Genomic DNA, 23,220 nt, shown 5'->3' on the forward strand with positions numbered 1-23,220 from the left:
GTGGCTGATCGCGCCGTTCCCCGCGCCCCCACCGGCGCCACGCCGTCCTTCGACCGCGGCAACCGTCGTGGCTGATCGCGCCGTTCCCCTCGCCCCCACCGGCGCCACGCCGTCCATCGACCGCGGCAACCGTCGTGGCTGATCGCGCCGTTCCCCGCGCCCCCACCGGCGCCACGCCGTCTTCCGTCCGCGGCAACCGTCGTGGCTGATCGCGCCGTTCCCCGCGCCCCCACCGGCGCCACGCCGTCCTTCGACCGCGGCAACCGTCGTGGCTGATCGCGCCGTTCCCCGCGCCCCCACCGGCGCCACGCCGTCCTTCGACCGCGGCAACCGTCGTGGCTGATCGCGCCGTTCCCCGCGCCCTGCGGGCGTTGCGTCAGCTCACCCTTCAGCGCTTTCCTTGTAGCCCACGCCGCACCACATCGGGAGCGGGGCGCCCTCCGAGACGGTGTCGGCGTCGGGGCGCCACTGCGGCAGCTCGACCACCCCGGGGTCGAGGATCCGCGTGCCCTCGAAGAACCGGGACACCTGCGCATGCGTGCGCGGCGCCGCCTGTTCGGCGGCCCGTTCGTTGTAGACGCGCATGGACTCCGAGACCTCGTCGGCGCCGATGTCCGATGCCGGGTGCGACAGGACCAGATAGCTGCCGGCCGGGAGGGCGTCCACCAGCCGCCGCGCGATCCGGTACGGGTCGTCCGCGTCCGGGATGTACTGGAGGATCGCCACCAGCATCAGGCCCACGGGCCGGGACAGATCGAGGGTGTCGCGCGCCTCCGCGAGGATGCGGTCGACGTCCCGCAGGTCCGCCTGGAGGTAGTCGGTGGCGCCCTCCGCCGTGCTGACCAGCAGGGCCTGGGCGTGGGCGAGCACGACCGGGTCGTTGTCGACGTAGACGACCCGCGCGCCCGGGTCGGCCCGCTGCGCCACCTCATGGGTGTTGTCGGCGGCGGGGATGCCGGTGCCGATGTCGAGGAACTGCCGGATCCCGGCGCGGCTCAGCTCGCGGACGGCCCGGCCGAGGAACGCCCGATTGGCCCGGACCGCCGGGATGATCTGCGGGTTCGCCGTCGCCGCGAGGCGGGCCGCCTCCTCGTCCGCCGGGTAGTTGTCCTTGCCACCGAGCCACGCGTTGTAGACGCGCGCGGGGTGCGCCACCGACGAGTTGAAGGGTGCCATGCCGCCGGTCAATCTGTCGCTCATCGTTCGGTCCTACTCGCTCGCGTGTGCCGACGCGAGCACACTAACCCACGTTCTGATCACCAATGTGTCCTGAGCCAGGGCGAGTTCGAGAAACGGGAAAGGCCCAGGTCGGCGCTCCGGGGTGGTGGCAGCCCCCCGAGGTCGCTGGGGACAGCCCCCGGCCGCTTCGGGTGCCTGGCAGGCTGTCCCGGCCGGTCCCCCGTCCCGAGACTCGACAGCATGACGATCTCCACGGACACCTCCGTCGCGGCCGAGACGCCCGCCCCCCGCCGCCGTGCGCCCGGCTCCGGCTCCGCGGCAGGCAGCGACTTCGCCAGGCTTTCCCAGCGGATCACGGACGCGGGCCTGCTGGAACGGCGGCCCGGCTACTACACGGTGCGGCTCGGCCTGGTGATCGCAATGCTGGCGACGGGCTGGGGGATGTTCTTCGCGCTCGGCGACACCTGGTGGCAGCTCGCGGTCGCCGCCTTCATGGCGCTGATGTTCGGTCAGATCGCCCTGGTCGCTCATGACTTGGCGCACCGGCAGGTCTTCCGGCGGCGCCGGCCGAGCGAACTGTGGGGCCGCCTCTTCGGCAACCTCGGCATCGGCATGAGCTACGGCTGGTGGATGAACAAGCACACCCGCCACCACGCCAACCCCAACCACGAGGAACTCGACCCCGACGTGGCCCCCGACATCCTGGTGTGGTCCACCGAGCAGGCCCGGCACAGCCGCGGCCTGGCCCGGCTCATCGGCGGCCACCAGGCCTTCCTGTTCTTCCCGTTGCTGACGCTGGAGGGCTTCAACCTGCATGTGGCGAGCGCGCGGGCACTGCGCTCGCCGTCCATGAAGAACCGCCTCCTGGAGGGCGCCCTGCTCTTCCTGCACATCGCGGGCTATCTGTCCGCGCTGTTCCTGGTGCTCTCACCCGGCAAGGCGGTGGCGTTCCTCGCCGTGCACCAGTGCCTCTTCGGCGTGTACCTCGGCTGCACCTTCGCACCCAACCACAAGGGCATGCCCACCTTCAGCGGGGACGAACGGCCCGACTTCCTGCGCCGCCAGGTGCTCACCTCCCGCAACGTGACCGGCGGCCCGCTCACCGACGTGCTGCTCGGCGGCCTCAACTACCAGATCGAGCACCACCTCTTCCCGAGCATGCCCACGCCCCATCTGCGACGGGCCCAGGTCATCGTGCGCGCGTACTGCGCGGAGATCGGCGTGCCCTACCACGAGACCGGACTGATCCGGTCGTACCACGAGGCGCTGACCCATATGCACCGGGTCGGGGAACCGATCAGGCGGCAGCGCAAGGAGTCCTGACGGCGCGGTCACTGGTGGCCGAGGAGGTCGCAGACCTGGTCGCCGATCGTGGACCACGCCTCGTCCGGGAGGTCGCCGAGGGCCTGTCGCCGCAGTGCGCGCAGCACCTGTTCGGCGTCGGTGTCGGCCGCGCACGGCACGCTGCCGCTGAGCACGTCGTAGCCGTCGCGGACGGCGACCCGGAGCCGGTTGCGGCCGTCGGCGTCCTGGTGCAGCGCCGCCGCGACGACCAGCGGCGGCGGCCCGCCGGCCGCGCCGGGCAGCTTGCGGTAGGCGCTGGCGAGCGGGGCGCGCCAGTGGAGGCTGAGCAGCAGCGGGCGTTTGGCGGTGACCTCGGCCAGGTCGGTCTCGTGGATGCCGTCGGCGTCCAGGACCCGGGCGCGGGCGTCCAGGACGAGGGCCGCGGGCAGCAGGCACCGCAGGGCGCTGCCGACGATGTTGCCGCCGACGCTCGCCGTCCGGCGCACGGCGCCGGTGCCGATGGTGGCGGCGGCCAGGCGCAGCACATCCGGCACCCGCTCGTCCACCCGGTTCAGCACGACGGCGCCGCCGAGGGATTCACGCCCGATGACGTTGGCCTCCGGCAGGTCGCGCAGGGACATGGCCCGTTGGGGGAAGCCGTCGCGTTGCCAGGTGGCCCACACCAGTGTCGCCCCGCCGATCGGGACGGCCTCCTCCGCCAGGCACTCCTGGGCTTCGGACACGGATTGGGGGAACCGCAGCAGCACGGCGACCGACCTGCCTTTCGTGGGGAGGTGAAGGCGGGAGAGGCGAGGGGGTCGACCTTCGCCCCACCGGCACGGCGCATCTTCGCCGCACGGCGGGGGGCGCATACAGGGCTCACATGAGCATGACCAGGAAAACTGACGGTTCCTCAGGAGGGGAAACGGATCAGCCGCCTTCCGCGCAATGGAGAACAGCCGTATTTCCCGAAGCGCGGAGTTCTCAGAGACACCCGAGGAAATCCGGCGAAAAAGCCCGGTCGCCGAATACGCCGAGTCGAGGCACCGCGGCCGTCCCGATCGTGTGGTGAGCCGCACGTCAGGGGTCCCGTGATGATCCGGGGCCGGGATCCGCTGGTTACCCCGGGGGCCCGCCACGGGGCTCACGGGGACAAAGGGGTGGGATTCCATGGGTGAGTTGCACGAGCGCACGCTGGACGCGACGGGAATGCGTCCCCGCGCGGCGGAGTTCGTCGCCCGCGTCACGGCCCGCAGCCGGCTGCCGCTGGACTACTCGGAGCGAAGCCTGCGCATCGTCGACTTCCTGATCGACGGCCTGCGCAAGGGCGGCGTCCCGCGGGAGCGCAACCGTGAGACGCTGCTCGGGCTCGGCGCCTATGTCGGGGAGGTGCTGGTGCGCCGGGCGGGGGCGGTGTGGGTGGATCTCGACGCCGACCGGCGCGCCTACTTCGGGCAGGCCGTCGGCGTCCGCATGCCGGACGGCCGCATATGGAATCCGCTGGGCAAGGTCCTCAACCGCTACGAGGTGGGCTCCCCCAGGGACTCGCTGCACCTCTTCTACCTGACGCTCCACGGCCGACCGCGCCGGGCCGTCTGAGCGCCGGGTTAATTCGAGGCGAATTCAGTGGTTCACCCGCGAAAGGCCGGCTCACACCCGTACCCGAGCCGGCCTTTTCATCTTCCGTCAAGCCGGCGAAAAGTCACGGACTAGGCGTTACCATCGCGCAATGCGTATCGCCCAGCTCCAAGAAGCCAATGCCCGCATGCTGGCCCACGCACCATCCGTCCGGCCGGTCTCCACGGGCGACATCATCCGTACCCACCGCAAGAAACACCCTTACCGGGGATATGTCGAGATCGACTCCCCGTACTGCGCGCCGTTCGTCATGTTCTGCGTGAACGACGACGCGGTCGCCCTGGACACCCTGTGGAACGGGCGGTTCGGCTATGAACCGGGCAGCCTCGCCACCTGGTCCCGGCTGGCGGCGAGCAGCACGACGATCGCCGATGTCGGCGCGCACGTCGGATACTTCTCGCTGATCGCCGCGCTCGCCAACCCGAAGGCGAAGATCCACTCCTTCGAGCCGGTGGACATGATCCACGCCCGGCTCTCGGTGAACCTCCGCTCGAACAACGTCCAGAACGTGCGGCTCTACCAGGCGGGCGTGTCCAGCGAGCCGGGCTGGGCCGACATCGGCGTCCGCTTCTCCGGGAACCTTCTGTCGACCGGCTCCACGCTGGAGCACGCCGCCGCCGACGCGCAGCTCAAGCGCATCCGGCTCCGCTCGCTGGACGAGGTGTTCGCCGACGCCAGGCTGGACCTCGTCAAGATCGACGTGGAGGGCCACGAGATGTCCGTGCTGCGCGGGGCCCGGCAGGTGCTGAAGCGCGACCGGCCGACGGTGATCCTGGAGGCGCTGGCGGACGCGCCCCTGACCCCGCTCCTCGCCGAGTTCGAACCGCTCGGCTACGACTCCCACTGGGTCACCGAGCACGACGGCACCCTCGTGCCCTCGTACGCGCCCCGGCCGCCCAGGACCCGGAACCTGCTCTTCACCCCGCAGGACTGAGGGAGCCTGCCGCGGGCCCTGTCATCCCTCGAAGCGATAGCCCATGCCGGGCTCGGTGATCAGATAGCGCGGGTGGGAGGGGTCCGCCTCCAGTTTCCGGCGCAACTGCGCCATGTAGACCCGCAGATAATTGGTCTTGCTGTGCTGCGAGACACCCCAGACCTCCTGGAGGAGGTGCTTCTGCGTGACCAGCCGGCCGGGGTGCGTCACCAGGATCTCCAGCAGCTGCCACTCGGTCGGCGTCAGCCGCACGTCCCGCCCGTCCCGTACGGCCCGCTTGGCGAGCAGGTCGATGCTGAAGTGCTCCGTTTCGACGCGGGTCGTCTCGGGCACGAACGGCGTGTCCTCGCTGCGGCGGGCGGCGGCCCGCAGCCGGGCCAGCAACTCGTCCATGCCGAACGGCTTGGTCACATAGTCGTCGGCGCCGGCGTCGAGCGCGGCGACCTTCTCCTCGGAGGCCTGCCGTGCGGACAGCACCAGGATCGGCACCCGGGTCCAGCCGCGCAGGGCCCTGATGACGTCCACGCCGTCCATGTCGGGCAGGCCGAGGTCCAGCAGCACCACGTCGGGCTGACGCGCGGCGGCGAGCCGCAGGGCCGTGGTCCCGTCGGGAGCGGCGTCCACGCCGTAGTGGCGTGCTTCCAGATTGATGACGAGGGCCCGTACGAGCTGTGGGTCGTCCTCCGCCACCAGCACCCTGGTCATGGGCGTGTGCCTTTCCTGTCGTCGCCGGGCCGGGCAAGTCGCCCCGCGCTCTGGACGCCGGCCGTCATCCGTCGGCGCGCACCCCGGCGCGGGGTAGATCGCGGCCGTCCGTCAGGCCCCCGCCGAGGGAGCCGCGCAGCAGTGGGCCGGCCGTCAGGAGCCGCGTGCAGCCGCCGTGCAGCACGCCGACGCCACGGACCGGCCCTGCCGCGAACCGCCCTGGCCGTGACGACCGCGGCCAGGCCGGCGGTCGGCACGGCGCCGGCAGTCCCGCGACGGCCGGCAAGGCGGCCGGTGCGAGCACCGGACGCAAGGCGGCCGGCTTCACGACGGCGGGAGCCGGCGGCCCGGGGCGCTCCCCGGGCCGTCGGCTCGCGTGCCTGTCGCGTAACCCCATCAGTGCTTCGCCACAAGGTCCTTGAGCGCGACATTGAGTTCGAGGACGTTCACCCGGGGCTCGCCGATGAAGCCGAGGGTGCGGCCGCTGGTGTGGTCCTCGACGAGCTTGTCGACCTGGGCGACCGGAAGGCCGTTCTTCGCGGCGACCCGGTGGACCTGGAGGCCGGCGTAGGCCGGGGAGATGTCCGGGTCCAGGCCGGAGCCGGAGGAGGTGACCGCGTCGGCGGGGACATCGGCCGGACGCACCGTGTAGCCGGGCACCGAGTTGTCCTTGACGACCGCGGCCTTGGCGTCCCGCACCTGCTTGACCAGGACCTTGCTGTCGGCGGAGAGGTTGGTGGCACCGGACAGGATCAGCTTGTACTGCGTGTTGAGGCTGTTGGTGCCGAGGCCGTTGGCCGGACGGCCCTGGAACCACTTCAGGTTCGCGTCCGGGGTCTGCTGGCCCTTCTTCAGCGGCAGGTGGTACGACTGCCCGATCAGGGACGAGCCGACGACCGTGCCGTGCGCCTTGATCTCCGAGCCGTTCGCCCGGTCGCGGAACAGCCCCTGGGCGATGCCGGTGACGGCCAGCGGGTAGAGGACACCGGTCACCAGGGTGAGCACGAGGAGGGCACGCAGGCCCGCCCCGAGCAACCGGGCCGTGTTCGTTACGGAGTTGTTCATGGCGATCAGCCGATTCCGGGGATGAGGGAGAGGAGCAGGTCGATGATCTTGATGCCGATGAAGGGTGCGATCAGCCCGCCGATGCCGTAGATCCCGAGATTGCGGCGCAGCATCCGGTCCGCGCTCACCGGCCGGTACCGCACGCCCTTCAGGGACAGCGGCACCAGCGCGATGATGATCAGCGCGTTGAAGACGACCGCGGACAGGATCGCGGAGTCCGGCGAGGACAGGCCCATGACGTTGAGCTTGTCCAGGCCCGGGTAGACCGCCGCGAACAGCGCGGGGATGATCGCGAAGTACTTCGCGACGTCGTTGGCGATGGAGAACGTGGTCAGCGCACCCCGCGTGATCAGCAGTTGCTTGCCGATCTCGACGACCTCGATCAGCTTGGTCGGGTTGGAGTCGAGGTCGACCATGTTGCCGGCCTCCTTGGCGGCCGACGTACCGGTGTTCATCGCCACCCCGACGTCCGCCTGCGCGAGCGCCGGGGCGTCGTTCGTGCCGTCACCGGTCATCGCGACCAGCTTCCCGCCCGCCTGCTCCCGCTTGATCAGCGCCATCTTGTCCTCGGGCGTGGCCTCCGCGAGGAAGTCGTCCACCCCCGCCTCCTCGGCGATCGCCCGCGCGGTCAGCGGGTTGTCACCCGTGATCATGACGGTCTTGATGCCCATGCGGCGCAGTTCCTCGAACCGCTCCCGCATGCCGTCCTTGACCACGTCCTTGAGGTGGATGACGCCGAGGACGCGGGCGCCCCCGTCGTCGTGGACCGCCACCAGCAGTGGCGTACCGCCGGCCTCCGCTATCCGGTCGGCGATCTCCGCCGCGTCCTCGGCGACCGTGCCGCCGCGCCCTTCGACCCAGGCGGTGACCGAGCCGGCCGCGCCCTTGCGGATCATCCGGCCGTCGACGTCCACGCCCGACATCCGGGTCTGCGCGGTGAAGGCGATCCACTCCGCCTGCGCCAGCTCGCCCTGGTGCCGCTCCCGCAGCCCGTACCGCTCCTTCGCCAGCACCACGACCGAACGGCCCTCCGGCGTCTCGTCCGCCAGCGAGGAGAGCTGGGCGGCGTCGGCGAGTTCGGCCGCGGTGGTGCCGTGCACCGGCACGAACTCGGCGGCCTGCCGGTTGCCGAGGGTGATGGTGCCGGTCTTGTCCAGCAGCAGCGTGGAGACATCACCGGCGGCCTCGACCGCACGGCCCGACATGGCCAGCACATTGCGCTGCACCAGCCGGTCCATGCCCGCGATGCCGATCGCGGACAGCAGGGCACCGATGGTCGTCGGGATCAGGCACACCAGCAGCGCCACCAGCACCACCATCGACAGATGCGTGCCCGCGTAGGAGGCGAACGGCGGCAGCGTCGCGCACGCCAGCAGGAACACGATCGTCAGCGACGCCAGCAGGATGTTCAGGGCGATCTCGTTCGGCGTCTTCTGCCGCGCCGCACCCTCGACCAGCCGGATCATCCGGTCGATGAACGTCTCACCCGGCCTCGTCGTGATCTTGATGACGATCCGGTCCGACAGCACCTTCGTACCGCCCGTGACCGCCGACCGGTCACCGCCCGACTCGCGGATCACCGGAGCCGACTCCCCCGTGATCGCCGACTCGTCGACCGAGGCGACGCCCTCGATCACATCCCCGTCACCGGGGATGACGTCCCCGGCCTCGCACACCACCAGGTCACCGATCTCCAACCCGGTGCCCGGCACCCGCTCCTCGCGGCCCGCGCTCAGCCTGCGGGCGACCGTGTCGGTCTTCGCCCGGCGCAGCGTGTCCGCCTGCGCCTTGCCCCGGCCCTCCGCGACCGCCTCCGCGAGATTGGCGAAGACCACGGTCAGCCACAGCCAGGCGCTGATCGCCCAGCCGAACCAGTCCCCGGGATCCGTGAAGGAGAACACGGTGGTGAGGACGGACCCGATCCACACCACGAACATGACGGGAGACTTGACCATCACCCGTGGATCGAGCTTGCGGAAGGCGTCCGGCAGGGACTTGACGAGCTGCTTGGGATCGAAGAGACCTGCGCCGACACGGCCATCGGCCGGCTTGTGCCCGGTGGGCACATCACTGTGCGGCGCCCTGGTCGGAGTGGCTGTGGACATGACGTCCTCTGACTTCTCTCTACGGGTGGTCTTCACGCCAGCCCCTCGGCGAGCGGACCCAGCGCCAGGGCCGGGAAGTAGGTCAGACCGGTGATGATCAGGATCGCGCCCACCAGCAGGCTGGTGAACAGGGGCTTCTCGGTGCGCAGGGTGCCCGCGGTGAGGGGAACGGGCTGCTGCTCGGCGAGCGAGCCGGCCAGCGCCAGTACGAACACCATCGGCAGGAAGCGGCCGAGCAGCATCGCCAGCCCGGTCATGGTGTTGAACCAGTCCGTGTTCGCGTTCAGGCCGGCGAAGGCGGAACCGTTGTTGTTCGCGGCGGAGGTGAAGGCGTACAGGACCTCGGAGAATCCGTGCGCGCCCGAGTTGAGCATCGAGTGCGAAGGCGTCGGCAGCGCCATGGAGGCCGCCGAGAAGACGAGCACCAGGGCCGGGGTGATCAGGATGTAGACAGCCGCCAGCTTGATCTCGCGCGAGCCGATCTTCTTGCCCAGGTACTCGGGGGTACGGCCCACCATCAGACCCGCGATGAACACCGCGATCACGGCCATGATCAGCATGCCGTACAGTCCGGAGCCGACACCACCGGGCGCGATCTCGCCCAGCATCATGCCGAGCATGGTGATGCCGCCGCCGAGGCCGGTGAACGAGGAGTGGAAGGAGTCCACCGCGCCGGTCGACGTCAGGGTGGTCGACACCGCGAAGATCGACGAGCCGCCGACCCCGAACCGGACCTCCTTGCCCTCCAGCGACGCGCCCGCCGCCTGGAGCGCCGGACCGTGGTGGGCGAACTCCGTCCACATCATCAGGGCGACGAAGCCGACCCAGATGGTGCCCATGGTGGCGAGGATCGCGTACCCCTGCCGCACCGAACCGACCATCAGACCGAAGGTGCGGGTCAGCGAGAACGGGATCACCAGGATGAGGAAGATCTCGAAGAGGTTGGTGAAGGGGGTGGGGTTCTCGAAGGGGTGCGCGCTGTTGGCGTTGAAGTAGCCGCCGCCGTTGGTGCCCAGCTCCTTGATCGCCTCCTGGGAGGCGACCGCGCCGCCGTTCCACTGCTGGGAGCCGCCCATGAACTGGCCAACCTCGTGAATGCCGGAGAAGTTCTGGAGCGCCCCGCAGGCGACCAGCACCACCGCGGCGACGGCGGCGATCGGCACCAGGACGCGCACCGTGCCCCGCACCAGGTCGGCCCAGAAGTTGCCCAGCTCGCCGGTGCGCGCACGGGCGAAGCCCCGCACCAGCGCCACCGCGACGGCGATGCCGACGGCGGCGGAGACGAAGTTCTGCACCGCGAGACCCGCCGTCTGCACGACATGGCCCATCGTCTGCTCGCCGGAGTACGACTGCCAGTTCGTGTTCGTCACGAAGGAGACGGCCGTGTTGAACGACTGCGCCGGGCTGACGGAGGCGAAGCCGAGCGAGCCGGGCAGCACGCCCTGGAGGCGTTGCAGCAGGTACAGGAACAGGACACCGACCGCGGAGAAGGCCAGCAGGCTGCGCAGATACGCGGGCCAGCGCATCTGGGTGTCGGGGTGGGCGCCGATCCCCTTGTAGATCCACTTCTCGACACGCAGGTGCTTGTCGGAGGAGTAGACCCGGGCCATGTAGGCGCCCAGGGGGACGTGGACCAGCGCGAGCGCGCCTATGAGCGCCAGCAGCTGGAGGACAGCGGCGAGTTGGGAACCCATGGCGCGGCTCAGAACCTCTCCGGGAAGATCAGGGCGAGGACGAGATAACCCAGCAGGGCGACGGCCACGACCAGTCCTACGACGTTCTCGGCGGTCACAGCTTTGTCACCCCCCGGGCGACAAGGGCCACCAACGCGAACACCGCGATCGTGGTGACGACGAAGGCCACATCGGCCATCGCGAACTCCTGGAGTGAGGTTCGACAGAATCGGACACATAGAGGAAAGCGCGTCACCGACCGAATCCGACCGTGCGTTGACGGCCCCCATACGGCACCCAGCACACCCTTGACGGGCCTCTTACGCCACTCGACCGATTCGGCCGAGTGGGTGGCCCGAAGGCCGGTGACCCAGGTCACAGCAGGTGCTGCCACAGCCGCTCCGGCTCGTTCTCCGGGTGCAAGCCGCTGCACTTCCGTCAGCGCCGCATCAAGACGGACCGACCGAGCCTTCCGGGCCTCTACGGTCGGCGGTGACGCGCCGGGCTGTCGCTCGGCCTTGCCGCGCTGCTCTTCGTCGTGCCGTTCCCGGCCCGGGTGTCCACGGGCGGGAACCGGCCGGCCGTGCGCTGTGGCTCCGCCTGCACGAGGGCGCGCGCAGGGCGGTGGCGGACGGCCTGCTGCTGTGCGGGCAGGCGGGGCCGCCCCGGCTGTCGGTCCGCGTCGCACACGAGACGGGACGCGCTGTGTTCACCCCGCCCCCGGCTGAAGCAGCCGCCCGTCCCGCCCCACCGGGCGCCGGCGGTGACCAGGGCCTTCTTCACCGGCGGGGTGGAGCGGGCGGCGTTGCCGACCAGGTCGGCGATCACTCGCTCCGGCAACGGCGGATCGGCCAGCGCCTCCGGGACCCTCCGGACGCCGAGCCGGGCGCCCCGCAGGGGCGCGGGGAACTGTGCGATCAGCCGTGTCGGCGCCGTGCGCAGACGCCGGTGCGTGGCGGCCCGATGGGCGGGAGCCACGTCATCCGTCCCGTTTCGCGGAGGTGATCACCGCCGAAACAACCGCCGTGGCCGCCAGGCTCCCCATCATGACCAGCCCCACCCCGACCATGAACAAGCCGCTGGAGTCGTCCGACCAGTCGTAGTAGGCGGCAGCGGTGAGCCCCGCCGTGGTGCCGAGCACGGCACCGACGACGTACCGCCGGGACGCCGCCCAGCACACCGCCGCCAGCAGGGTCAGCACCAGGCCGATCACCTGCCATGCCTCGTACGGCCCGGTCACCGTCCCGTCGGCGCGCACCGCACGTACCCGGTCCCAGCCCAGCCAGGCCGCCCACACCGCCGCCGACACCCCGGCGAGCACGAGAACCGACAGCACCTGGGGAAGTGGTTTCCGCATTCCTTGACGCATGCCCCCAGCGTTTCCGCCGCCCGCGCCGGCGCCCAGAGCGCAGGTACTCAAACTCCGTCCGAGTACCTGCTCCGCCAGAAACGCCGCGACCTGCCGTCGGCCGTCTGCGACACCGTCATGGCTGGTCGCGCAGTTCCCCCGCGCCCCCTGCCGTAACGTCCGGATCGGCATCGCACCATGGCGAAGCCCCGGCCCGACGGTCGGCCAGTCATGCAACCCGAACCCGCTGGGGATGAGATCACCATGACGAAACACGAAGGCACGATCGGCGTCATCATGCCGCGCGACATTCCGGCACCGGACATCGTCCCGTTCGCCCGACGCGCGGAGACACACGGCTTCGACGAGCTGTGGGTGGTGGAAGACCTCGGCTACCGGGGAGGACTGACCCAGGCGGCCACCGTCCTCGCCGCCACGACCAGGATCCGCGTCGGCGTCGGACTGCTGCCGGCCGCCGCCCGCAACGTGGCCTTCGCCGCGATGGACATCGCGGGCCTCGCCCAACTGCATCCCCACCGCATCGACATCGCCGTCGGCCACGGCATGCCGGCCTGGATGCGCGGCGTCGGCGCATGGCCCAAGAGCCCCCTCACCCTCCTGTCCGAATACATCACCGTCCTCAAGGCGCTGCTGAGCGGCCGGCCCGTCCACCATGACGGACAGTACGTACGCATCGACGGTCTGCACCTCGACGAGAGCGCCGTACCGGCGGCGGTCCCCGACGTCCTGGCCGGCGTGCGCGGCCCCAGATCCCTGGCCGTGTCCGGCGACGTGGCCGACGGCACCCTCCTCGCGGAACCGGTGACACCCGCCTACGTACGAGAAGCCCTCAAGCACATCGCCCCGAGCCGCCCGCACCGGCTGGCCGCCTACAACATCGCCGCGATCGACGACGACCCCGCCGTCGCGCTGGCGGCCGTCCGCCCCGCCCTGGACGTGGTCGGAGAGCCGGACTGGCGGCCCCACATCGCCCCGCTGCCCTTCCACGACGACCTCGTGTCCCTGCGCTCGCGCTGCGCCGACCCCCAGGAGTTCGCCCGCTCCCTGCCGGACGAATGGGTCCGCCAACTCGCCGTGGCAGGCACGCCGGAGCAGGCCCGGTCCAGGCTGGCGGACTTGTTCGACGCGGGCGTCACCAGCGCCGTCCTCACTCCCTTGGGCCCCGACCACCTGGCGTCGCTGGACGCACTGGCGGCAGTGCTCTAGCCGTCACCGGAAGTACCCTGCCGGTTGTATGTGAGCCAGGCCAACTCCCGGGGTGGGCGGGGGCGTCGGTGCTGCTCCCGCCGGGAACGGTCGTGCTCTGGTGGAGGAGTTGCCCGACGGTCCGGGTGCCGTGGAAGACGCCCGTGTCGCTGGAGCGGTCAGCGCCTCCATGTCGGCGGCGAGCAGACCGGCGGTCGCCGACAGCCGTGGCACGGCGCCGGCGGCAACGACGATTCGGGGGGCGTCACCGAGAGTGAAGGCGGTGGGTCCCGCGGTCCAGTCGGCCAGAGCCGGGATGACGGCGGGGGGCGCCGGAGGCGGCACGGGTTTGCGTCGGCGAGGCCGGGCTCCAGGCAGCGGCGGCGGCCAGTCCCACACCGCCGAGCCACCTGGTGACGATGGCCGAGCCGGAGCCCGGATCAGCCGATTCGCACGCCGGCTTCACAGCACATCCACGCGGACGTGATCACGCCCTCCTGGCCGCCCAGTGATCCGAAGTCGACTTGGCCGACGCCGAGTTGGTTCCCGCGCCTGGCCACCGCTCCCCCGAGGCCGGCCCCGGCACACCGCTTCCGGTTCGCCGAACTGGGCGCCGCAGAAGGCACGTTGCAGCACTCGTCTCAAAGCTTGCGCACAAATTCCACACATCCTCTCTTCATACCGGCCCCGATGGTCTAGATTGACCGTGCTTCAGCTGTTCGGACACGAGGCGACCATTAATGATCTATAGGTCCGGTGCTACGGAAAGCCAGCAGTCGCGTCCCCGGCGCCGGACGTGGGGGTGATCGATTCTTGGGGCCCGAGGGGGGTCTTGGGTGCGGGGAGCACCCGGGGTTTCGACGGGTTCCGGCGCTCCTCAGGAGTCGGGCAGGACGTCTGCTGCCGTCAGGGTGGGTTGTTCAAGTACCTCTGAAATAGCCGGGATGTCATGCGCGGGAGGCGGGGGCCTCCCGGGGGGAGGAACAGCGCGGCACGGGGGGCGGGGGCCTCCCGGGCGGAGGAACAGCGTTACGCGAACACGTCGAATCACCGCAGACCTGGGGGGTTCTGTGCGGCAAGGGGGATTAGTCAGCCCGTTTCCGTCGGCGCGCGAGCGTCTGGCGAACGAGGAGATCAGCCGGCCCGCGAGCGACTGGGAGCAGCGGTACCGCCGTACCGTGATCATCAGCGATACCGTGGCCACCGCCTTCGTGGTGACGGCGATCGGCAACTTCTTCGGGGCCCGGGACGCGGCCAACTGGCACGAGAAGTGGGGCATTCTCGCCTTCGGCACCGAACTGCTGGTGCTGGGGGCCCTTGCGGTGAGCCGGTCGTGGGCTCCGGCCGTGCTCGGCCAGGGCGCCGAGGAGTTCCGCCGGCTCGGACGCTCACTGTTCGCGGCGACCGTCGTACTGGCGCTCGGCGGGATCGCCCTCACCTCGCGCAACATCAAACTCTGGATCTTCGTCGCGATCCCCGCGATCGCGCTCGTCACCATGACCGCGCGGTATCTGCTGCGCCTCTGGCTGCACAAGCAACGGAAGGAAGGGAGGTGCCTGCGACCGGTGCTCGCCGCCGGGAGCCCGGCCACCGTGCGCGACCTGATCACCCGGACCCGCAAGTTCCCGCACCTCGGCTGGCGGGTGGATGCGGTGTGCACGACGGACGGTCTCGTGCTCGACGGTGACCACCTGGACGGAGTGCCGGTCGTCGGCCGGCTGGCGGACGCCGCGGGCCACGTCCGCCGCGACGGCTACCGTGTCGTCGCGGTCACACCGGACCCGCACTGGTCACCGGACCGGCTGCAGCGGCTGGCCTGGAACCTCGAAGGCAGCGACGCCGAGATGGTCGTGGCCCCCGTGCTGATGGAGGTGGCCGGCCCGCGGCTGCACGTCGACGCGGTGCTGGGGATCCCGCTGCTGCGGGTCAGCATGCCGGCCTTCACCGGGGGCCGCCGGGCGGTCAAAGAGGTCGTCGACCGGATGGGCGCGGCGATCCTGCTGGTGCTGTTCGCGCCGCTGATGGTGTTCGTCGGGCTGCTCGTGCTGGTGGACAGCCGGGGTGGGGCGTTCTACCGCCAGCGCAGAGTCGGCAAGGACGGCCGCGAGTTCACCATGCTCAAGTTCCGCACCATGGTCGCCGGGGCTCACCGGGCACGTGCCGAGCTGGCCGACCGCAACGAGGGCGCAGGCCTGCTGTTCAAGCTCCGCCGGGATCCGCGGGTGACCCGGGTGGGAACGGTGCTGCGCCGGTACTCGATCGACGAACTCCCGCAGCTTTTCAACGTGCTCACCGGATCGATGTCGCTCGTCGGTCCGCGGCCTCCGTTGCCGGAGGAGTCCGCCGCGTACGGCCCGGACATCCGGCGGCGGCTGCTGGTCAAGCCCGGACTCACCGGCCTGTGGCAGATCAGCGGACGCAGCGATCTGTCGTGGGAGGAGGCGGTCCGGCTGGACCTGCGGTACGTGGAGGACTGGTCGCTCGCCCTGGACACAGTGATCTTGTGGAAGACGCTGCGTGCGGTGCTCTATGGCCAGGGGGCCTACTGATGCGCGGGGGTCTGCAACTCAACGGTCCCGCCGGTGTGCGGACCGCAGGCCACAAGGGCCTGCAAGGGGGGAGGAACGGGTCATGAGAGTCAGCGTTTTCGGGCTCGGCTACGTGGGCTGCGTGTCGGCCGCGTGCCTGGCCGGCATGGGTCACGAGGTCATCGGGGTGGACGTGAACCAGGTGAAGGTCGACCTGGTCAACGACGGCAAGGCCCCGGTGGTCGAGGAGCGGATCGGCGAGCTCATCGCCGAGGTCGTGCGGACCGGAGCATTACGCGCCACCGGCGACGTCCGCGAGGCGATCATGGGCAGCGAGGTGTCGCTGGTCTGCGTGGGCACGCCGTCGGAGCCCAACGGCAGCCTGTGCACCACGTACTTGGAGCGGGTCACCGAGCAGATCGGCGCCGCGCTGGCGGATCGTCATGGGCGCAGTGGGCGGCACACCGTCGTGTTCCGCAGCACCATGCTCCCGGGCACCTGCCTGAACCTGCTGGTACCGATCCTGGAGAAGTGCGTCGGCGGCACGGCCGGGGTGGACATCGGAGTCGCGGTCAACCCGGAGTTCCTGCGCGAGGGCACGAGTGTGCGGGACTTCTTCGACCCGCCCAAGACCGTCATCGGTGAACTCGATGCGGCAAGCGGCGATGCGGTGGCGGCGCTGTACGACGGCTTGCCCGGCGAGGTGTTCCGGGTGCCGGTCCCGACGGCCGAGGCGATCAAATACGCGGACAACGCGTTCCACGGCCTCAAGATCGGCTTCGCGAACGAGCTGGGCGCGGTGTGCCAGGCGCTCGGCGTGGACTCGCACCAAGTGATGGACGTGTTCCTGGCCGACCGCAAGCTGAACATCAGCCCCGCCTACCTGCGGCCCGGCTTCGCCTTCGGTGGTTCCTGCCTGCCCAAGGACCTGCGCAGCCTGGTCCACGCGGCGCAGCGGGCCGACGTCTCGGTGCCCATCCTCGCCCATGTGCTGCCCTCCAACTCCGACCATCTGCAACGCGCGGTGGAGCTGGTCGAGCGCACCGGCAAGCGCCGGGCGGGCCTGTTCGGGCTGTCCTTCAAACCCGGCACCGACGACCTCCGCGAGAGCCCGCTCGTCGAGCTGGCGGAGAGGCTCTTCGGCAAGGGGTACGACCTGCGGATCTACGACGCCAACGTGAGCCTTTCCCGGCTGCTCGGCGCGAACCGCGAGTACATCGAGACCCGGCTGCCACACCTTGCGCACCTGCTCGCGGATTCCGTCGACGAGGTGCTTGAGCACGCCGAGGTGTGCCTGGTCGGGACCAGGGATCCGGCCGTGCTGTCGGCGCTGCCCCATGGCGACGGCCCGATGATCGTCGACCTCATCCGCCTTCCCGACGCCGAAGCGCGCCAGGCCGAACCGGGGTACATGGGCCTTGCTTGGTGACGCGACCAGCGGCGACGGCGACCGGACGCACCGGCGCGCGCTGATCCTGGTGGAGAACCTGTCCGTGCCGTTCGACCGGCGGGTGTGGCAGGAGTGCACGACGCTGCGCGACGCGGGCTGGGAGGTGCATGTCATCTGTCCCCGGGGAAGCAAGCGGGACACGGAGCCGGAGGCGGAGATCGACGGGGTGCGGATCCACCGCTACCCATTGCGCGCGGCCACCGGAGGGCCGGCCGGCTATCTGCGGGAGTACGGATCGGCGTTGTGGCATACGGTCCGGCTGGCCCGGAAGGTCGGCCCGGTCGACGTGGTCCACGCCTGCAACCCGCCCGACCTGCTGTTCCTGCCGGCCCTGTGGCTGAAGCGGCGCGGAGCGCGGTTCGTCTTCGACCAGCACGACCTGGTACCCGAGCTGTATCTCTCCCGGTTCGGCCGCGGCGAGGATCTGCTCTACCGCGCCGTGTGCGCGCTGGAACGGCTGACCTACCGGGCCGCGGACGTCGTGCTCGCCACGAACGAGAGCTACCGGGATGTCGCGGTGCGCCGTGGCGGCCGGCGGCCCGCGGACGTTTTCGTGGTGCGCAGCGCGCCCGACATCGACCGGTTCCACCCCGTGCCGCCCGAGCCGGAGCTGAAGCGCGGCAAGCCTCATCTGCTGTGTTATCTCGGCGTCATGGGCCCGCAGGACGGCGTCGACTACGCCTTGCGGGCCCTCGCGAAGCTGCGCGACGAGCTGGGGCGGACCGACTGGCATGCGGTGTTCGTCGGCGCCGGCGACACCTTCGACGCGATGGTGGAGCTGTCCGGGCGGCTCGGACTCTCGGAGCAGGTGCAGTTCACCGGGCGTATTCCGGACGCCGACCTGGTGCGCTATCTGTCCACCGCGGACGTGTGCCTCTCCCCCGACCCACGCAATCCGCTCAACGACGTGTCGACCATGAACAAGGTCCTGGAGTACATGGTGATGGGCCGGCCGGTCGTCTCGTTCGACCTGAAGGAGGCGCGCGTCTCCGCCGGTGACGCCGCCGTCTACGCGCCCGCCAACGACGAGGCCGAGTTCGCGGGGCTCATCGCGCTGCTGCTGGACGATCCGGAGAAGCGGGCCCTGATGGGCAAGGCCGGCCAGGAGCGGATCAGCGGGCCGCTCTCCTGGCGGAACTCGCAAGCGTCGCTGCTCGCCGCCTACGCCGCTGCCTGCCGTGACCGCGCTCCGGCGTCGGCGGGCGACCCGGACCGGGCAGGGCGGAGGCCGCGCCGTTGAGCGATGACCCGATACGCCTGGTCACGATCGGGCGGATTGTCCGTCGGCGCCGGCGGCTGCTCGCCCTCCTCGCCCTGGTGGGTGCGCTCGTCGGCTACGGCACCTCTGTGCTGTTTCCGCCGCGTTACACGACGTCGGCATCGGTACTGCTGCCGGGGGCGTGGGAGGAGCGCGAGCTGCTGACCCAGGCGGAGATCGCGACCAGTTCGGTCGTGGTCGACCGCGCGGCCACCACGCTTCACTGGGCCGGGGTCAGCGGCAGCGACCTGCGGGACCGGGTGAGCGCCGAGGCCGCCGACGGGAACATCATCAAGATCTCGGGCACGGCCGACACCCCGGAGCGCGCACAGCAACTCTCCGATCAGGTGGCCCGGCAGTTCGTCGCATTCGCCGCGCGGATCGTGGACGACGACGCCGACCCCGAAGCGGCGGCACAGCTCAAGGCATTGCAGCAGATGGTGGTGCAGACCAACCGCCGCATCACCGAGCTGGCCGATGCGGCCGATCCCGGGCAGACCGTGGAGAGCGTGCAGACCCGCACCGAGCTGGCGAAGCTGCGCACCTCGCTCCAGGAGGCCATCAGCAAACTGGACCAGGCCGACCCGGCTGCCGACAAGGCCAACATGGTCGTCATGGGTCCTGCGGCCCGGCCGGCCGGCGAGGCACCGCCGACGCGGATCCAGCTCGTCGCCGCCGGGGCGCTGCTGTTCTTCCTGCTCGCGGTCGTCGGCCATCTGACCGCCGCACGGATGAGTCGCCGGCTGCGCACCCAACCGGAGATCGCCGCGGCGCTGGGCTCGGCGCTGCTGGGTACCGTCGACGTACCCGATGACCGGCCCGCGCACCGGCCGGAAGGCCGTGGCCCGCGGGCCCGGATCCGCCGGCTGCTGGGCCTCGACATCCGGTGGGACGTACCGGCCCCGCAGACGTCCGGCGACGAGGCCGGCCGGCTGATCCGCTACCGGCGGGTGTGCGCCCGCCTCCGGGAAGAGCTACCGGGCCCCCGGCGGCTGCTGGTTGTCGTCCCGGACGGCGACGAGATCGCCCGCCGGGCCGCCGGGCAGCTTGTCGCCGAGGCCGAGAGCGATCCGCTGCTGCGGGTGGTGGGGGTTTCCGTGTCCCAGCCGATGGTGCCGGACCGCGACGACGAGTCCGGTGCCCTGGTCGTGCTCAGCGCGGGGAGCTGGACCGCAGGGGAGCTGGCCGGCATCGCCGAGGCGTGTGCGGACGCCCGGCACGAGGTCGTCGGCATCGTCGTCGCCGGCACGGTCCGGGCCCGTCCGACGCCGCCTGCCGGCCGTCCCCGGCATGCCGCCACACCGGTGCTCGCGATGGGCGACGACGCGAAGGGAAGTTCAGGGTGACGACGAGTACGACGTCGCAGTCGTCGGCCGCCGCTCCGCTGCTGGACCTGCAGGCGCTGGTGGTGGCGGTGCGCAGGCGGCGCCGCTTCTGGTGCTCCATGGCGCTGCTGGGGCTGCTCATCGGCGCGGCGGTGGCGGTGCTGCGGCCGCCGCCGCCGACCGCGGTGACCAAGGTGCTGGTCGCGCACAAGGAGGACCAGCCGAACGATCCCGGAACGCTGATCCGCACCGATGTCGCGCTGCTGCACACCACGCGGATCGCCGGTGAGGCCCTGCGATTGCTCGACTCCCCGGAAAAACCAGAGGACTTCATGCGGGACTACGGGGGGATCGGCCTGACCAACAACCTGCTGCAGATCACTGTGACGGGTGACAGCGACGCGGAAGCGGTGGCCCGCGCGAAGGCGCTGGCCGACGCGTTCGTCGCGGACCATGTGAGGCGGATGAAGGAAGCCGCGAACGCCGAGGCCAAGGCCCTGCTCGACCAGCGTGACCGCATGCGGGGCGAACTCGCCGAGGTCAACAAGGCGATCGGAGACGGATCGCCGGACAGCGGGCCGAAGGCGTCGGCGGACCTGGAGTCGCTCTTCGCCCGGCGGGCCGAACTCACCTCGCAGATCGCCGATTTCAGCCAGCGCGCCGCGGAGACACGCGTCGGCACGCCCCAGCTCATCGCCGGCACCCAGATCGTGGACGCACCGCGCACGGTGCGGCACTCCCTGCCCAGAACCGCTGCCACCGACGCCGCGATCGGACTCGTCCTCGGGCTCGTCCTCGGGCTCGCGGTGGCCGCGGTCGGCACGGTGGTGGCGGACCGCCCCGTGCTGCGCCGGGAGATCGCGGCGAACCTCGGCGCCTCGGTCATCGCGGAACTGCCCCGCCGGTCGGGCAGGCTGTGGCAGCGCCGACGGATCCGGGTGACACGCGAACGGCTCACCGCGTCCCTGGCCCGCACCGCGCGCGGTTCCGCGGAACCGCTGTCCCTGCTGGAACTGGGCTGTGCGCGCAGTACGAGCGTGATCGCCCTGGACCTCGCCGGGGCACTGACGGCGGACGGACCGGTGGTCGTCATCGACGGTCTGCCCGGTCCACAGCTCGCGGGCCGCCGCCCGAAGCCGGGGAACCCCACCGTGGTCAGCGGCGAGCGGGCCGCGGCCGTGTCGCATCAGGAGCGCCGGCTCGGCGTCGGCTCGGTGGCGCCCGGCACGGCGTGGACCGACCTCCGGTATCTCGGCACGCAGACCGTGCTCGTCGTGCGTGCCGGGCACGGCAGCGCCGCATGGCTGCACACCGTGGCGCGGCAGCTCGCCGACCAGCGCATCCCGGTGATCGGTGTGGTGCTGATCGACCCCGATCCGCGTGACCGGACCGACGGCACGCTGTGGGACGGGCCGCGCACCGCGCTGCGCGGCCCGATCGAGCGGCCGGCCCGGCACAACGGTGGGGGTACCTCCCACGCCGTTCAGGCAGTGGGGGAGGGCCGGCGGCAGACGGAGCGGCTGCCGACGTGGGCGGCGCGGGTTCCGGACAGCGACCAGGAGGCGCGGTAGGACATGTGTGGCATCGCAGGCACGTACCGCTGGCCGGACGGGAAGGCCGTGGCCGACCGGCTCACCGATACCCTCGCCCACCGCGGTCCGGACGGGGCGGGCCGCTACAGCCACCCCGCCGGTGACGGCGAAGTGCACCTCGGGCACCGCCGGCTGGCCGTCATCGACCTGTCCGAGACCGGCGCCCAGCCGATGGTCTCTGGCGGCCTCGTCCTGACGTACAACGGCGAGCTGTACAACGCGCCCGAGCTGCGCGCCGAGTTGGTAGCCGCCGGGGTGCGCTTTCGCGGTACCTCCGACACCGAGGTGCTGCTGGAGGCCTGGCGTCGCTGGGGCACGGACTGTCTGCCCCGGCTGCGCGGCATGTTCACGTTCGGGATCTTCGACGAGCGAACCGGTGACCTGGTGCTCGCCCGCGACCAGCTCGGCATCAAGCCGCTGTTCCTGCTCCGGCGCGGCGAGGGCCTGGTGTTCGCCTCCGAGCTGAAGGCGCTCGCCGCCGTGACCGGCGGGTCGCTCCAGGTGGACCATGCGGCGCTGGTGGCCTCGCTGCTGTACTACTGGGTGCCGGACTCACGGTGCGCGTTCCGCGAGGCGGAGAAGCTGCCGCCGGGAAGCTGGCTGAGGTGCCGGCCCGACGGCCGGGTGGAGCGCGGCCGGTACTGGCACCTCCGGGACGTCGCCGCCGAGGCCCGGGAGCGGGCCCGGGGCGGCGAGCAGCCGGATGTCGCCGCCGTCGTCGAGGAGTCGACCAGGCGCCACCTGCTCTCCGACGTACCCGTGGCGACCTTCCTGTCCGGCGGGCTGGACTCCAGCTATCTGACCGCGCTGGCGGCCCGCGACCGGCCCGGGATCTCCGCTTACACGATCGGTTTCCGCGCCGAGGACGCCCGGTTCGAGGCGATGCCGGACGACCTGCGTTATGCCCGGCGGGTGGCCGAGCGGTTCGGCGTCGACCTGCAGGAGATCGAGATCGCGCCGAATGTGCTCGACCTGCTGCCGCAGATGACGTACCACCTGGACGAGCCGATCGGCGACCCCGCCGCGATCAACACGTTCCTGATCTGCTCGGCCGCCCGGGAGGCCGGGGTCAAGGTGATGCTCTCGGGGATGGGAGCCGACGAGTTGTTCGCCGGTTACCGCAAGCACCTGGCCAATCTGATCGCGCTGCGCTACCAGCGCATCCCGCGGCCCCTGCGGCGCGGCCTGTCCAGGGCCGTGGACCGGCTGCCGGTCGCCACGGCCCGCCGGGGGTACCGGTCGGTGCGCTTCGCGAAGCGGTTTCTGTCCTTCGCCGATCTGCCGGAGGAGACCGCGTTCCGGCGCAGCTACACCATGTACGACCGGGACGAACTGCTCGCCCTCATCGACCCGGACCTGGCCCCGGCGGTCGAGGACGTGCTGATGGAGCACGCGGACATCTACCAGGACAACGACCTCGACGACTTCGTCAACCGCATGTGCCTGGGCGACGCCCGGATGTTCCTGCCGGGCCTGAACCTCGCGTACACGGACCGGTCGAGCATGGCCGCGTCGACCGAGGTGCGGGTGCCGTATGTGGACGTCGAGGTGGTCAAGGCGGCGTTCGCCGTGCCCGGTGATCGCAAGATCGTCGGACGGCAGGGCAAGGCCGTCCTCAAGGAGGCGGCCACCTCGATCCTGCCGCGGGAGATCGTCTACCGGCCCAAGGGCCTGTTCAGCGCCCCGCTGCGCGCCTGGATGAGCCGGGATCTGGCCCCGCTGGTGCGCGAGGTGGTGAACGACGGCGAACTCGTGCGGTCCGGGCTCCTGCGCCGCGACGCGCTGGCACGCATGGTCGCCGAGGACGCCGCCGGGCATCGGGACTTCTCCAAGCATCTGTGGCATGTGCTGACCCTTGAGTACTGGTACCGCGGCGCGACCTCCGGGGCCGGCCAGAACTCCCCCTCGACGGCGTAGAGACAAAGGACTT

At 71.1% G+C, this 23,220-nt stretch carries 19 protein-coding genes; 10 read left to right on the forward strand and 9 right to left on the reverse strand.

What is annotated here, in order from left to right; translation table 11 throughout:
* Positions 1 to 381: 381 nt before the first annotated feature.
* Positions 382 to 1,200 (reverse strand): SAM-dependent methyltransferase, encoded by an 819-nt coding sequence (locus tag ACFYTE_RS23130; protein ID WP_388713447.1) that lies wholly within the window; start codon positions 1,198 to 1,200, stop codon positions 382 to 384.
* A 219-nt stretch (positions 1,201 to 1,419) separates the two neighbouring features.
* Here ACFYTE_RS23130 and ACFYTE_RS23135 point away from each other — a divergent pair, with 219 nt between their 5' ends.
* The gene (locus tag ACFYTE_RS23135) at positions 1,420 to 2,502 is read left to right on the forward strand and encodes a fatty acid desaturase family protein (protein ID WP_388713450.1); all 1,083 of its coding nucleotides are present in this window, start codon (positions 1,420 to 1,422) and stop codon (positions 2,500 to 2,502) included.
* 8 nt (positions 2,503 to 2,510) lie between these two features.
* On the opposite strand, the gene ACFYTE_RS23140 is transcribed toward ACFYTE_RS23135, so the two are convergent.
* The gene (locus ACFYTE_RS23140; RefSeq protein ID WP_388713453.1) at positions 2,511 to 3,230 is read right to left on the reverse strand and encodes an FAD binding domain-containing protein; all 720 of its coding nucleotides are present in this window, start codon (positions 3,228 to 3,230) and stop codon (positions 2,511 to 2,513) included.
* A 403-nt stretch (positions 3,231 to 3,633) separates the two neighbouring features.
* Between ACFYTE_RS23140 and ACFYTE_RS23145 the strand changes: the two genes are divergently transcribed.
* Together ACFYTE_RS23145 and ACFYTE_RS23150 are read left to right on the forward strand one after the other, a co-directional pair.
* Positions 3,634 to 4,062 (forward strand): hypothetical protein, encoded by a 429-nt coding sequence (locus ACFYTE_RS23145; RefSeq protein ID WP_388713456.1) that lies wholly within the window; start codon positions 3,634 to 3,636, stop codon positions 4,060 to 4,062.
* A gap of 130 nt (positions 4,063 to 4,192) precedes the next feature.
* Complete coding sequence (locus ACFYTE_RS23150; protein ID WP_388713458.1) at positions 4,193 to 5,035, forward strand: FkbM family methyltransferase; 843 nt, start codon at positions 4,193 to 4,195, stop codon at positions 5,033 to 5,035.
* A gap of 21 nt (positions 5,036 to 5,056) precedes the next feature.
* On the opposite strand, the gene ACFYTE_RS23155 is transcribed toward ACFYTE_RS23150, so the two are convergent.
* From ACFYTE_RS23155 to ACFYTE_RS23185, 7 genes are all read right to left on the reverse strand, one after another.
* Positions 5,057 to 5,740, reverse strand: coding sequence for a response regulator (locus tag ACFYTE_RS23155; RefSeq protein ID WP_388713461.1), 684 nt, complete (start codon positions 5,738 to 5,740; stop codon positions 5,057 to 5,059).
* 396 nt (positions 5,741 to 6,136) lie between these two features.
* Positions 6,137 to 6,805, reverse strand: a complete 669-nt coding sequence (locus ACFYTE_RS23160; protein WP_388713464.1) for a potassium-transporting ATPase subunit C — start codon at positions 6,803 to 6,805, stop codon at positions 6,137 to 6,139.
* Positions 6,806 to 6,810: 5 nt separating this feature from the next.
* Positions 6,811 to 8,910: a potassium-transporting ATPase subunit KdpB gene (gene kdpB, locus ACFYTE_RS23165; protein WP_388713467.1), complete on the reverse strand. Its 2,100-nt coding sequence runs from the start codon at positions 8,908 to 8,910 to the stop codon at positions 6,811 to 6,813.
* A 32-nt stretch (positions 8,911 to 8,942) separates the two neighbouring features.
* Positions 8,943 to 10,604, reverse strand: coding sequence for a potassium-transporting ATPase subunit KdpA (gene kdpA / locus ACFYTE_RS23170; RefSeq protein WP_388713470.1), 1,662 nt, complete (start codon positions 10,602 to 10,604; stop codon positions 8,943 to 8,945).
* A gap of 8 nt (positions 10,605 to 10,612) precedes the next feature.
* Complete coding sequence (gene kdpF / locus ACFYTE_RS23175) at positions 10,613 to 10,702, reverse strand: K(+)-transporting ATPase subunit F (protein WP_009326374.1); 90 nt, start codon at positions 10,700 to 10,702, stop codon at positions 10,613 to 10,615.
* A 361-nt stretch (positions 10,703 to 11,063) separates the two neighbouring features.
* Complete coding sequence (locus tag ACFYTE_RS23180; RefSeq protein WP_388713473.1) at positions 11,064 to 11,561, reverse strand: hypothetical protein; 498 nt, start codon at positions 11,559 to 11,561, stop codon at positions 11,064 to 11,066.
* A 1-nt stretch (position 11,562) separates the two neighbouring features.
* A complete protein-coding gene (locus ACFYTE_RS23185) occupies positions 11,563 to 11,952 on the reverse strand; it encodes a hypothetical protein (protein ID WP_388713476.1) in 390 nt (129 codons plus the stop codon).
* 243 nt (positions 11,953 to 12,195) lie between these two features.
* On the opposite strand from ACFYTE_RS23185, the gene ACFYTE_RS23190 reads away from it, so the two are divergent.
* The 7 genes from ACFYTE_RS23190 to asnB all read left to right on the forward strand — a co-directional run bounded on the left by ACFYTE_RS23190 (position 12,196) and on the right by asnB (position 23,207).
* Entirely contained in the window at positions 12,196 to 13,158 is a 963-nt protein-coding gene (locus ACFYTE_RS23190; protein ID WP_388713479.1) for an LLM class flavin-dependent oxidoreductase, read from the forward strand.
* A 1,049-nt stretch (positions 13,159 to 14,207) separates the two neighbouring features.
* Positions 14,208 to 15,686: a sugar transferase gene (locus ACFYTE_RS23195; RefSeq protein ID WP_388713482.1), complete on the forward strand. Its 1,479-nt coding sequence runs from the start codon at positions 14,208 to 14,210 to the stop codon at positions 15,684 to 15,686.
* 82 nt (positions 15,687 to 15,768) lie between these two features.
* On the forward strand, positions 15,769 to 17,094 hold the full coding sequence (locus ACFYTE_RS23200; RefSeq protein WP_388713485.1) for a nucleotide sugar dehydrogenase: 1,326 nt from the start codon (positions 15,769 to 15,771) through the stop codon (positions 17,092 to 17,094).
* Positions 17,084 to 18,355 (forward strand): glycosyltransferase family 4 protein, encoded by a 1,272-nt coding sequence (locus ACFYTE_RS23205; RefSeq protein WP_388713487.1) that lies wholly within the window; start codon positions 17,084 to 17,086, stop codon positions 18,353 to 18,355. Before ACFYTE_RS23200 ends, ACFYTE_RS23205 begins: the two co-directional genes overlap by 11 nt.
* Positions 18,352 to 19,719, forward strand: coding sequence for a Wzz/FepE/Etk N-terminal domain-containing protein (locus ACFYTE_RS23210; RefSeq protein ID WP_388713489.1), 1,368 nt, complete (start codon positions 18,352 to 18,354; stop codon positions 19,717 to 19,719). The genes ACFYTE_RS23205 and ACFYTE_RS23210 overlap by 4 nt, the downstream gene beginning before the upstream one ends.
* Positions 19,716 to 21,269, forward strand: a complete 1,554-nt coding sequence (locus tag ACFYTE_RS23215; RefSeq protein ID WP_388713491.1) for a Wzz/FepE/Etk N-terminal domain-containing protein — start codon at positions 19,716 to 19,718, stop codon at positions 21,267 to 21,269. The genes ACFYTE_RS23210 and ACFYTE_RS23215 overlap by 4 nt, the downstream gene beginning before the upstream one ends.
* Positions 21,270 to 21,272: 3 nt before the next feature.
* Entirely contained in the window at positions 21,273 to 23,207 is a 1,935-nt protein-coding gene (gene asnB / locus ACFYTE_RS23220) for an asparagine synthase (glutamine-hydrolyzing) (protein WP_388713492.1), read from the forward strand.
* The last annotated feature ends 13 nt before the right edge of the window (positions 23,208 to 23,220 follow it).

The organism is Streptomyces sp. NPDC004629 (assembly GCF_042873595.1).
Taxonomy (GTDB): domain Bacteria; phylum Actinomycetota; class Actinomycetes; order Streptomycetales; family Streptomycetaceae; genus Streptomyces.